The sequence below is a fragment of the Parvibaculum sp. genome (genome assembly GCF_035511255.1).
Taxonomy (GTDB): Bacteria; Pseudomonadota; Alphaproteobacteria; order Parvibaculales; family Parvibaculaceae; genus Parvibaculum.
Window position 1 is genome coordinate 1 of record NZ_DATKFR010000033.1, and the last position, 10,860, is coordinate 10,860.

Below are 10,860 nucleotides of genomic sequence, written 5' to 3' on the forward strand. Positions count from 1 at the left end.
ATTGCTTTGTCGGCTTCGCCGCCTCGCAACGACGCCTTAGGGCGACTCCGAGAGCGATCAGGCGTCGATCAGGCGCAGCGCGCGCTTCTCGAAAACCTTCAGCACCTGCTTCAGATCGTGGCCGCGCTTCAGCACCAGCCCTGTCGCTGCGACGACGCTGTAGGCGCCCTGGCGGCGCGTCAGCTTCGGGCGCTTTTCGATGCGGTAAAGCGGCATCTCGCTGGTTCGTCTGTGGACGGCGAAGATCGCGACATCCTTGCCGGAGCCGATCGCGTAATCCCGCCACTCGCCCTCTACGACCTTGCGGCCATAGACCGAGAGAATGGCCTCGAGTTCGGCGCGATTGAAAAAGACATCCGGCTCGCGGAGGAGTTTGGACGGCGCGGAATTCGACGAGATGACGAGGCTGAGGGAGCCGGTGGCGCTCTGCGATGTTTTTCCCGCTGCCTCACCGCCATCCGCCATGCGTCACAAACCTTTCATTCGCGAGGCCTTTGATCCGTCCAATACGTGACTGCGACCCGCTAATCCCCTCATTCTGCTAGCTTTTGCGCGATTAATCCAGAATCACAATATTGCCTTTTTTCAGCCCTTGTGAGGACACACCGGACCGCCAATCTCCAATCGTTGCCTCACTGGCCCGGTCCTCTTGGACGTTCCGGTATCATCAGCCCCCCAGCCCCACCGGGATGAAATTGGGGGCCGGGCCACCCCTTCAAGGGGCAACACCAAAGATGAGACGCGCCGCGCTTGCCCCCCTCGCCGGCGCGTTTTCATTTTCAAAAGCCCCACTTATCCCCGCATCCCCGCCGCCGTTTACGATGTCTCATCTTTCACTTGAGAGAGGAGGGGCCATTGTCTACACATGCGAGCAGGTCTTTGGAGGAAACGAGGCAAAACAAGAGCGCCCGTCCCGACCTTGAGGGAGTTGACGTCATCACGCGAGCGAGTATGCAGACGGCAAGCGGCACAAATCCGAGCGTGGGTCAGGCTGCGGGCGATGCCATGATCGCGATCGACGGGCTCACCAAACATTTCGGCCCCTTCACGGCGGTCGATGGCATCAGCTTCAGCGTTTCGCGCGGCGAGGTGCTCGGTTTTCTCGGGCCGAACGGCGCCGGCAAATCGACGACCATGAAGATGATCACGGGCTTCCTCGCGCCGAGCGCGGGACGGGCCTCGGTCTGCGGGCATGACGTCGTCACCGATCAGCTCGCGGCGCAACGCATGCTCGGCTATCTCCCCGAAGGCGCGCCGGCCTATGGCGACATGACGCCGCTCGCCTTTCTCAAATTCATCGCCCGCGTGCGCGCGCTCCATGGCGCGACCGCGACGCGCGCGATCGAGAGCGCGGTCGCCGCGACCGAACTCCAAGGCGTTCTCGAACAGCCGATCGACACGCTGTCCAAGGGCTTCCGGCGCCGCGTCGGCCTGGCGCAGGCGATCCTGCATAATCCGCCCGTGCTCATCATGGACGAGCCGACCGACGGTCTCGACCCGAACCAGAAGCACGAGGTGCGCAAGCTCATCGGCCGCATGGCCGCCGACAAGGCGATCATCATCTCGACGCATATTCTCGAAGAGGTCGACGCGATCTGCACGCGCGCGCTCATCATCGACCGCGGCCGCGTCGTCGCCGACGGGACGCCCGCCGAACTCATTTCGCGCTCGCGCTATCACAACGCGGTGTCGCTGACGATCGGCGGACAGGTCACGGCGGTCGCCGCCGAGGCGCTGAAGGCGCTGCCCGGCATCGAATCGATCGAGATCAATCCGCGCGGCTCGGAAACGACCTTCACGCTTTTCCCGCTACAGCAGGATGCGATTTCGGCGGAGGTGAAACTCATCGACGCGGTCGCCGATCTCGCGCGCGAGAAGGGCTGGCTGGTGCGTGCGCTTTACGGCGAACCCGGCCGTCTCGACGAGGTGTTCCGCAAGCTCACGCGTTCGGACACCGCCGATCTCGCTGGAAAGAACGCCGCATGAGAGAGCTCTCCGCCGTCTTCCGCCGCGAGCTCGGCGGCTATTTCGCGACGCCGCTCGCCTTCATCTTCATCGTGATCTTCCTGTTCACGATGGGCGCCTTCACCTTCTACATGGGCGGCTATTTCGAGAGCGGTCAGGCGGATCTCCAGATTTTCTTCAACTTTCATCCGTGGCTCTATCTGTTCCTGATCCCGGCGATCTCGATGCGCCTCTGGGCGGAAGAACGCCGCACGGGCTCGATCGAGCTCTTGCTGTCTCTCCCCATTCCGCTCTGGGCCGCCGTGCTCGGCAAGTTTCTCGCGGCCTGGGCCTTTTCGGGCATCGCGCTCCTCCTCACCTTTCCGATGTGGATCACCGTCAATTATCTCGGGCAACCCGACAATGGCGTGATCCTCGCCGGCTATATCGGCAGCTTCTTCATGGCCGGCGGCTATCTCGCCATCGGTTCCTGCCTCTCGGCGACGACGCGCAACCAGGTCATCGCCTTCGTCGTCAGCGTCGTCGCCTGCTTCCTCTTCACGGTGGCGGGGCTTCCGCTGGTAACCGATTTCTTCGCGAGCTGGGTGCCGCAGCAGGTGCTCAACACCATCGCCTCCTTCTCGTTCCTGACGCATTTCACGGCGATCACGCAGGGCGTCATCGACATTCGCGACGTCATCTACTTCTTCACGCTGATTACAGCGTGGCTCATCGCCTGCGGCATCGTCGTCGACATGAAGAAGGCCGGCTGAGCCATGACCAACATCAACCGCTCCGCCATCCGCATCGCGACGCTCGTGCTCCTTGCCGTGCTCTTCCTCGCGGTCAATCTCTTTTCAAACATCGTCTTCCGCTCGGCCCAGATCGACCTGACGCAAGCGCGACTCTTCACGCTGTCGCAAGGGACGGAGAACGTGCTCGCCAAGATCGACGAGCCGATCACGCTGAAATTCTTCTATTCGGAATCGCTCGCGACCGATTTCCCGCAGGTCCGCGCCTATGCGAACCGGGTTCGCGACCTGCTTCAGGAAATCCGCGACCGCTCGCATGGCAAGATCGTGCTCGAGGTGGTCGATCCGGAGCCCTTCTCCGAGCAGGAAGACCTCGCCATGTCGCTCGGCCTCAAGGGCGCGCGGACGACAGAGGGCGAGGTCATCTATTTCGGTCTGGTCGGCACCAACCTCGTCGACGGCATCGAAGCGATCCCCTATTTCACCGACGAGCGTCAGCAATATCTCGAATATGACGTGACGCGGCTCATCCAGAATCTGAGCCGCCCGAAAAAACCCGTGCTCGGCATCGTCACCAATATTCCGATGGACACCGGTTCGGGCGGGCTGATGGCGGCGATGCGCGGCCAGTCGCAACCCTTCGCGATCTATCAGGAATTGCAGAACCGCTTCGAGATCAATTTCCTCGAACAGAAATTCGTCAAGGTGCCCGCAGGCGTCGATGTGCTGATGATCGCGCATCCGAAAAAGCTCGACGAGCAGACACTTTATGCGATCGACCAGTTCGTGATGCGCGGCGGTCGCGTTCTCGCCTTCGTCGATCCGCATTCGGAGGTGAGCCTCACCGCCGGGCCGGACGGCCAGCCGGTGCAGGGCTATACGGAATCCTCCGACCTTGCGCCGCTGCTGAAGGATTGGGGCGTCGACTTCGACGCCAGGCATGTCGTCGGCGATCGCGATCTCGCGATGCGCGTGCAGACCGGGCTCGATGCGCGGCGCCAGACCAGCGACTATGTGCTCTGGCTTTCGGTGCCGAAGGGCAATTTCGATCCCGACGACATCGTGACGTCGAGCATCGATCATCTCAATCTCGGCACGGCGGGGGCGCTGAAACAGGCGCCGGGCGCGACGACCAAGTTCACGCCGCTCTTCTGGTCCTCCAAGGACGCGGAAGACTACGATCTCGACTATGTGAAGTCGGGCCCGACGCCGGACGAGCTTCTCAACGGTTTCAAGCCGTCGGGCGAGAGCTATGTCTTCGCCGCGCGGGTCTCGGGCCCTCTGAAAAGCGCCTTTTCGGCCGCGCCCGTTCCGCCGCAGAACGAGGACGCGACCAAGCGCTCCGACGCGATGGACAAGCCCGACGACTTCCTCGGCCAGACCAAGGCGGATGCGAACATCATCGTCGTCGCCGACAGCGATCTCTTCGACGACCGCTTCTGGGTGCAGGCGTCGGGCTATGGCAACGACCGGACGCTCGAGCCCATCGCCGACAACGGAAAATTCGTGCTCTCGGCGATCGACAATCTGATGGGTTCGGACGATCTCATCTCGCTGCGGGCGCGCGAACGCGTCGACCGGCCCTTCGTCGTGGTCGAGAATCTGCGCCGCGAGGCCGAGCGGAAGTTCCTCGCCGAACAGCAGAGGCTGACGGCGAAGATCACCGAGACGGAGCAGCGCCTCGCCGCGCTCCAGACGGAAGGCGCCGCCGAAGCCCAGAGCGGCCCCGAAAGCGCCGGGGGCCAAGCCGCCGATCCGCATGCGCAGGAGGAGATCGCGCAGTTTCGCGCCGAGCTCCTGCAGAGCCGCAAGGCCCTGCGCGACGTGCAGCGCAATCTCAGGCGCGACATCGACGGGCTGGCGACCGAAATCCGCTTCGTCAACGTGATGGCGATGCCGATCCTCGTCGCGTTGGCGGCGCTCGGGATCGCCGTGTTGCGTCATCGCCGCCGCAAGGCGCGCGCGGCCAAGGGGATATAGGCTCATGAACCTCGCAGTCCTCAGGGGGAACAAGCCGCTCCGCAATCTCGCGATCCTCGCTTTGGCAACGGTCGTCGCCGTCGTCGCGGCGACGATCGCCGTCGTCACGATGGAGCGCGGCGTGCGCGTCAAGTTCGCTCCGGAGCCTTTCTTTCCCGGCCTCGAAACCAAACTCGATCAGGTCGGCAAAATCACCTATACGCTCGGCCGAGGTTTGCGCGGCGTCGAGAAGATCACGCTCGACCGCGGCGCCGACGGGCGCTGGACGGTGGCCGAACGCCAGAACTATCCGGCGAAGCAGGATCTCGTGCAGAAGGCGCTGATCGGCATTTCGGAATTGACGCTTTATGAGCCGCGCACCGCGCGCGCCGAATGGCATCGCAATCTCGGCCTGCTCGCGCCGGAGGATCTGGGCTCCGGTACGCGGGTTCAGCTCCTCGACAAGGCGGGCAAGCCCATGGCGTCCTTCATCGCCGGCAAGGTGCCGGACCAGACGGGCGACGCGCGCGGGCAGGGCATGATCTATGTCAGGCGCGACGGCGACAACCAGACATGGCTCGCCCGCGGGCGCTTCCCGTTGTTCCAGGCGGCGCAGGATTGGCTCGACGCCACCTTCCTCGACCTCAAGCGCGACGAGATCAAAAGCGTGACGCTCTGGGCCGGCACCGATCATCCGGTGGTGATGGACCGCGCATCGGCCGACGAGAACGATTTCACACTCGAAAACATCCCGAAGGGCCGCGTCACGCGCGGCGCGCCCGTCGTCAACGGAACGGCCACCAGCCTCGTCGATCTCACCTTCGACGACGCGGTGCCGGTCGGCTCCCTTGAATTCCCCGACACTTCGCCCCAGGTGCTGGTCGAGACCTTCGACGGGCTTCGCCTGACCCTGACGCTCACGGGCGGCGGCGGGGCGCTGTGGGCGAAGATCGCAGCCGATGCCGAACCGGCTGGCGGCGACGCCATGAAGACGGAGGCCGCGAAAAAGAAAGCCGACATGCTTAACGATCGGTTGACGAAATGGGCTTATAAGCTACCGCAGCAGGCTGGCAATCAGCTCACCCAGTCGGTGGACCTCCTCACGCATGAGGCGGGACCGGAGAGATAAAAGGTCCCCACGTATCATTGCTTGCCGCGGCCTTCGCGCGTCCTGACGTGCATGCCGCCAACCCTGGATTCTACGCCTTTGAGTATCGGACATAATGTCGGGGCTTCCCGCCTCGACGCTCGCGCCTGGATGCAAATCCTCAGTCGCTATCGCGATCCTCATTTCGGGCGCAGCCTGGGAGAGCTTGCGATCACCGCGCTTCCCCTCGTTGCGCTCTGGACCGCCGCCTGGGCGGCCACGGCGTTCGGCTATTGGTGGATTTCGCTTCTGCTCGCCATTCCCGCCGCCGGGTTCCTGGTGCGGCTCTTCACCATCCAGCACGATTGCGGCCACGGCTCGTTCTTTTCGCACAAGCTGCTCAACGACTGGGTCGGCCGCGCGCTCGGCGTTCTCACCATGACGCCTTACGATTTCTGGCGCCGGACGCATGCGCTTCATCATGCGAGCTGCGGCAATCTCGACCGTCGGGGCGTCGGCGACATCGACACGCTCACGGTGCGCGAATATCTGGCGCGCTCCCGGTGGGGCAGGCTCAAATACAGGCTCTATCGCAACCCGGTCGTGCTCTTCGTCGTCGGGCCGGCCTATATGTTCCTGCTGCAGCAGCGCCTGCCCGTCGGGCTGATGCGTTCGGGCTGGCGGCCCTGGATCAGCACGCAGGCGACCAATGTCGCGATCGTCGCGATTGCGGCGGGGCTCATGTGGCTGATCGGCATACAGGCTTTTCTGCTCGTGCATCTGCCCATCGTGATGCTCGCCGCGTCGATCGGCGTCTGGCTCTTCTATGTACAGCATCAGTTCGAGGAGACGCTCTGGGCCAGGAACGACGGCTGGAGCTTCCACGAGGCGGCGCTTTACGGTTCGTCGCATTACGACCTGCCGCATGTGCTGCGCTGGTTCACGGCGAATATCGGCATCCATCACGTGCATCATCTCTGTAGCCGCATTCCCTTCTACCGGCTGCCGCATGTGCTGCGCGATCATCCCGATCTCCGCGATGTCGGAAGGATGACGCTCATGGAAAGCTTCGGATGCGTCCGGCTGACGCTGTGGGACGAAGAGAAGGAGCGGCTGGTGTCGTTCAGGGAAGCGGCGCGGGCCTAAGCGCCTCCGCTTCGCGGCTCCTCGGGACGAGGATCGGAGGGCGTCCGGCTTCGGGCGCCGATCAAACAAAAAGGGCGCTCCCTCGGGAGCGCCCTTTGTCGTTTTAGCTGCGGCTCGCGTTACGCGGCGAGACGGCGCAGCACGTATTGCAGGATGCCGCCATTCGCGTAGTAGTCGAGCTCGTCCTGCGTATCGATGCGGCAGAGGAGGTCGATCGCCTTCTTCGTGCCGTCGGCATAGGCGATGACGGCCTTGACCTTCGCGCGCGGCTTCACGCCCTTGAGGCCTTCGATGGTGACGACTTCCGAACCGTCGAGACCGAGCGACTGCCAGCTCTCGTCGCCGATGAACTGCAGCGGCGCGACGCCCATGCCGACCAGGTTCGAGCGGTGGATACGCTCGAAGCTCTGCGCGACGACCGCCTTGACGCCGAGGAGCATGGTGCCCTTGGCCGCCCAGTCGCGCGACGAGCCGGTTCCGTATTCCTTGCCGGCGAAAATCACCAGCGGAACGCCACGGCGCTTGTATTCCATCGCCGCGTCGTAGATCGGCATCTGCGTGCCTTCGGGTTCGAGCTTCGTCAGCCCGCCTTCGATCCCCTTCAGCATCTGGTTCTTGATGCGGATGTTGGCGAAGGTGCCGCGCATCATCACTTCATGATTGCCGCGGCGCGCGCCGTAGGAGTTGAAGTCCTGCTGGCCCACCTGCTTCGAGTTCAGGTAGGAGCCCGCCGGGCTCTGCACCTTGATGTTGCCGGCCGGAGAGATGTGGTCGGTCGTGATCGAGTCCGCGAAGAGGCCGAGGATGCGCGCATCCTTGACGTCTTCCATCGGCGTCAGGTCCTTCGAGAGGTGCTCGAAGTAAGGCGGGTTCTGCACATAGGTCGAACCGCCGTCCCAGTCGTAGGTGAGGCCGCCGGTCAGCTTGATCGCCTGCCAATGCGCGTCGCCGTCGAAGACGTTGGCGTAGCGCGTGCGGAACATGTCCGGCGTGACGCAGGCGCGGACCGTCTCGGCGACTTCGGCGCTGGAGGGCCAGATGTCCTTCAGATAGACCGGCTGGCCGTTCGAACCGGTGCCGATCGGATCCTTGGTGATGTCGATCTGGGTGGAGCCGGCCAGCGCATAGGCGACGACGAGCGGCGGCGAGGCAAGGTAGTTCGCCTTCACGTCGGGCGAGACGCGGCCTTCGAAGTTGCGGTTACCGGAGAGCACGGCCGAGGCGACGAGATCGTTCTTGTTGATCGCGGCGCTGATCTCGGTCGGCAGCGGGCCGGAGTTGCCGATACAGGTGGTGCAGCCATAGCCGACGAGATTGAAGCCCATCGCGTCGAGATCGGACTGCAGGCCCGACTTCGTCAGATAGTCGGTGACGACCTGCGAACCGGGGGCGAGCGAGGTCTTCACCCAGGGCTTCACCTTCAGGCCGAGCTTCCTCGCATTGCGGGCGACGAGGCCGGCCGCGACGAGGACATTCGGATTGGAGGTGTTGGTGCAGGAGGTGATGGCGGCGATCACGACGTCGCCATGGCCGAGATCGAAATCGGCGCCCTCGACGGAGACGCGAGTCTTCGCCTGGCCGGGTTTGCCGAAATCCTTTTCCAGCGCACCGAGGAAGTTCTCCTTCACGTCGGTCAGGGCGACGCGGTCCTGCGGACGCTTCGGACCGGCGAGCGACGGCACGACGGTCGAGAGATCGAGTTCGAGCGTGTCGGTGAAGACCGGGTCCGGCGTGTTCGTCTCGCGGAACATGCCCTGCGCCTTCGCGTAAGCCTCGACCAGCGCGACGCGCTCGTCCGAACGGCCGGTGGCCTTCAGATATTTGAGCGTCTCGTTGTCGATGGGGAAGAAGCCGCAGGTCGCGCCATATTCCGGCGCCATGTTGGCGATGGTGGCGCGATCCTCGAGCGTCAGGTTGTCGAGGCCCTTGCCGAAATATTCGACGAACTTGCCGACGACGCCCTTCTTGCGGAGCATCTGCGTGACGGTGAGCACCATGTCGGTGGCGGTCACGCCGTCATTGAGCTTGCCGGTGAGGCGGAAGCCGACGACTTCCGGGATGAGCATCGAGACCGGCTGGCCGAGCATGGCCGCTTCCGCCTCGATGCCGCCGACGCCCCAGCCGAGAACGGCGAGGCCATTGACCATCGTGGTGTGGCTGTCGGTGCCGACGCAGGTGTCGGGATAGGCGACTTCCTCATGGCCTTCCTGCTTCGTCCAGACGGTCTGGGCGAGGTATTCGAGGTTGACCTGGTGGCAGATGCCCGTTCCCGGCGGCACGACGCGGAAATTGTCGAAGGCCTTCGAACCCCAGCGCAGGAATTCGTAACGCTCGCGGTTGCGCTCATATTCGATGTCGGTGTTTTCCTTGAAGGCGAGCGGCGTGCCGAACTTGTCGACCATCACAGAGTGATCGATGACGAGATCGACGGGGACCAGCGGGTTGATCTTGGTCGGGTCGCCGCCGAGGTTCTTCACTGCGTCGCGCATCGCCGCAAGGTCGACCACGGCGGGAACGCCGGTGAAGTCCTGCATCAGCACACGGGCCGGGCGGTAGGCGATCTCGCGGTCCGAGGTGCGGTCCTTCAGCCACTTCTTCATGGCGGAAATGTCGGCGGCGGTCACCGTGCGGCCGTCCTCGAAGCGCAGCAGGTTCTCAAGCAGCACCTTCAGCGAGAAAGGGAGGCGCGCCGTGCCCGAAAGGCCGTTCTTCTCGGCCTGCTTCAGGCTGTAATAGGTGTAGGTGCGGTTTCCGACCTTCAGGGTCTGCTTCGCGCCGAAGCTGTTGCCGGCAACCGAGGCGGGCGCCTTTTTCGCAACGGGCTTCTTTGCAGCAGGCTTTTTCGCCGGGGCGGCCTTCTTCGCGGGGGTCGGCTTCTTCGCCGGAGTCGCTTTGGCCGCGGGCGCCGGCTTCTTCACGGCGGCCGGCTTTTTGGCCGGCGCGGCTTTCTTCGGCGCTACCTTCTTGGCGGCGGGTTTTTTCGCCGGGGCCTTCTTCGCAACGGACTTCTTCGCCGGTGCGACTTTCTTCTTCGGCGCGGCTTTCTTGGCTGCGGGCTTCTTCGGCGTGAGCTTCTTTGCCGGTGCCTTCTTCGCGACGGGCTTCTTCACGGCTTTTTTCGCCGCAACCTTCTTCGCGGGCTTTTTCGCCTTGGCGACCGGCTTCTTCCTTGCGGCGGGTCGGGCCGCCGTCTTGCTCTTCACGGGTTTCGCCGCCTTTTTGCTGGCGGCTTTCTTGGCAGGCTTCTTCGCCTTCGCCTTTGCTTTCGCCGGGGCCTTCTTCGCCATTCGATCGTTCCTTGATGCTGCCGGCCCGGACGGGGAGGGGTTTGGGAAACGGGTTGGCATTGAGCGTGCCGCCCGCGCGATCTACGCGCCGGGGCCCCGACATGATCGCCGCTTCCCGCCTCATGGGCCTATCTGCTTAACGCGCGCGACTATAATGTCTTTCGTTCGTGAAGGCTATGCTTCGCCCGACGCGCCGCGAGGTGATATTGAAGGGCAAAGAAAGAGCGGGAGGAGCGACATGGAAGCGGTCCGCGTCGAGAAAAACGGTCCGGTCACGACGGTGATCCTGAGCCGGCCCGAGGTGAAGAACGCCGTCGACCGGCCGACGGCGACGGCGCTCGCCGAGGCTTTCCTCGCTTTCGAGCGCGACGAGGAGGCGCTTGCCGCCGTCTTTGTCGGCGATCACGGGACGTTCTGCGCCGGCGCCGATCTCAAGGCTGTCGCGCAGGGCGGTGAGGGCGCGAAGGACGAGCGCCCGCGCGGCAACCGCACGACGCCGCCGGCGACCGGGCTCGATTTCGACCGGTTCGCGGCGGACGGTCCGATGGGCCCGTCGCGCATGCTGCTTTCCAAGCCCGTCATCGGGGCCATTTCGGGCTTCGCGGTCGCCGGCGGGCTCGAACTCGCGCTCTGGTGCGACATGCGCGTCGTCGAGGAAGGGGCGGTGATGGGCGTCTTCTGCCGC

General features: G+C 64.2%; 8 protein-coding genes. 6 read left to right on the plus strand and 2 right to left on the minus strand.

The genetic code is table 11. From position 1 onward, the window contains the following. Positions 1 to 57: 57 nt before the first annotated feature. Positions 58 to 465 carry a DUF2794 domain-containing protein gene (locus VMR03_RS01095; RefSeq protein WP_325401424.1) on the minus strand — a complete coding sequence of 136 codons (408 nt, stop codon included), beginning with the start codon at positions 463 to 465 and terminating at the stop codon, positions 58 to 60. 486 nt (positions 466 to 951) lie between these two features. On the opposite strand from VMR03_RS01095, the gene VMR03_RS01100 reads away from it, so the two are divergent. From VMR03_RS01100 to VMR03_RS01120, 5 genes are all read left to right on the plus strand, one after another. Continuing rightward, a complete protein-coding gene (locus tag VMR03_RS01100) occupies positions 952 to 1,986 on the plus strand; it encodes an ABC transporter ATP-binding protein (protein WP_325401426.1) in 1,035 nt (344 codons plus the stop codon). After that, positions 1,983 to 2,717 (plus strand): ABC transporter permease subunit, encoded by a 735-nt coding sequence (locus VMR03_RS01105; RefSeq protein ID WP_325401428.1) that lies wholly within the window; start codon positions 1,983 to 1,985, stop codon positions 2,715 to 2,717. The genes VMR03_RS01100 and VMR03_RS01105 overlap by 4 nt, the downstream gene beginning before the upstream one ends. A gap of 3 nt (positions 2,718 to 2,720) precedes the next feature. Next, complete coding sequence (locus tag VMR03_RS01110; RefSeq protein ID WP_325401430.1) at positions 2,721 to 4,676, plus strand: GldG family protein; 1,956 nt, start codon at positions 2,721 to 2,723, stop codon at positions 4,674 to 4,676. A 4-nt stretch (positions 4,677 to 4,680) separates the two neighbouring features. Further along, the gene (locus VMR03_RS01115) at positions 4,681 to 5,784 is read left to right on the plus strand and encodes a DUF4340 domain-containing protein (protein ID WP_325401432.1); all 1,104 of its coding nucleotides are present in this window, start codon (positions 4,681 to 4,683) and stop codon (positions 5,782 to 5,784) included. Between the two features lie 129 nt (positions 5,785 to 5,913). Next, positions 5,914 to 6,888, plus strand: coding sequence for a fatty acid desaturase (locus VMR03_RS01120; RefSeq protein WP_325401434.1), 975 nt, complete (start codon positions 5,914 to 5,916; stop codon positions 6,886 to 6,888). Positions 6,889 to 7,007: 119 nt separating this feature from the next. On the opposite strand, the gene acnA is transcribed toward VMR03_RS01120, so the two are convergent. Then, positions 7,008 to 10,175 (minus strand): aconitate hydratase AcnA, encoded by a 3,168-nt coding sequence (gene acnA / locus VMR03_RS01125; protein ID WP_325401436.1) that lies wholly within the window; start codon positions 10,173 to 10,175, stop codon positions 7,008 to 7,010. A 238-nt stretch (positions 10,176 to 10,413) separates the two neighbouring features. On the opposite strand from acnA, the gene VMR03_RS01130 reads away from it, so the two are divergent. Continuing rightward, positions 10,414 to 10,860, plus strand: a 447-nt coding sequence (locus VMR03_RS01130; RefSeq protein ID WP_325401438.1) for an enoyl-CoA hydratase-related protein, incomplete at its 3' end; no start/stop codon positions are given.

What these genes read in the sequence shown, in the direction of transcription:
- VMR03_RS01095 (WP_325401424.1), bottom strand. Translation starts at nt 465, where the DNA reads ATGGCGGATGGCGGTGAGGCAGCGGGAAAAACATCGCAGAGCGCCACC.
- VMR03_RS01100 (WP_325401426.1), top strand. Translation starts at nt 952, where the DNA reads ATGCAGACGGCAAGCGGCACAAATCCGAGCGTGGGTCAGGCTGCGGGC.
- VMR03_RS01105 (WP_325401428.1), top strand. Translation starts at nt 1,983, where the DNA reads ATGAGAGAGCTCTCCGCCGTCTTCCGCCGCGAGCTCGGCGGCTATTTC.
- VMR03_RS01110 (WP_325401430.1), top strand. Translation starts at nt 2,721, where the DNA reads ATGACCAACATCAACCGCTCCGCCATCCGCATCGCGACGCTCGTGCTC.
- VMR03_RS01115 (WP_325401432.1), top strand. Translation starts at nt 4,681, where the DNA reads ATGAACCTCGCAGTCCTCAGGGGGAACAAGCCGCTCCGCAATCTCGCG.
- VMR03_RS01120 (WP_325401434.1), top strand. Translation starts at nt 5,914, where the DNA reads ATGCAAATCCTCAGTCGCTATCGCGATCCTCATTTCGGGCGCAGCCTG.
- acnA (WP_325401436.1), bottom strand. Translation starts at nt 10,175, where the DNA reads ATGGCGAAGAAGGCCCCGGCGAAAGCAAAGGCGAAGGCGAAGAAGCCT.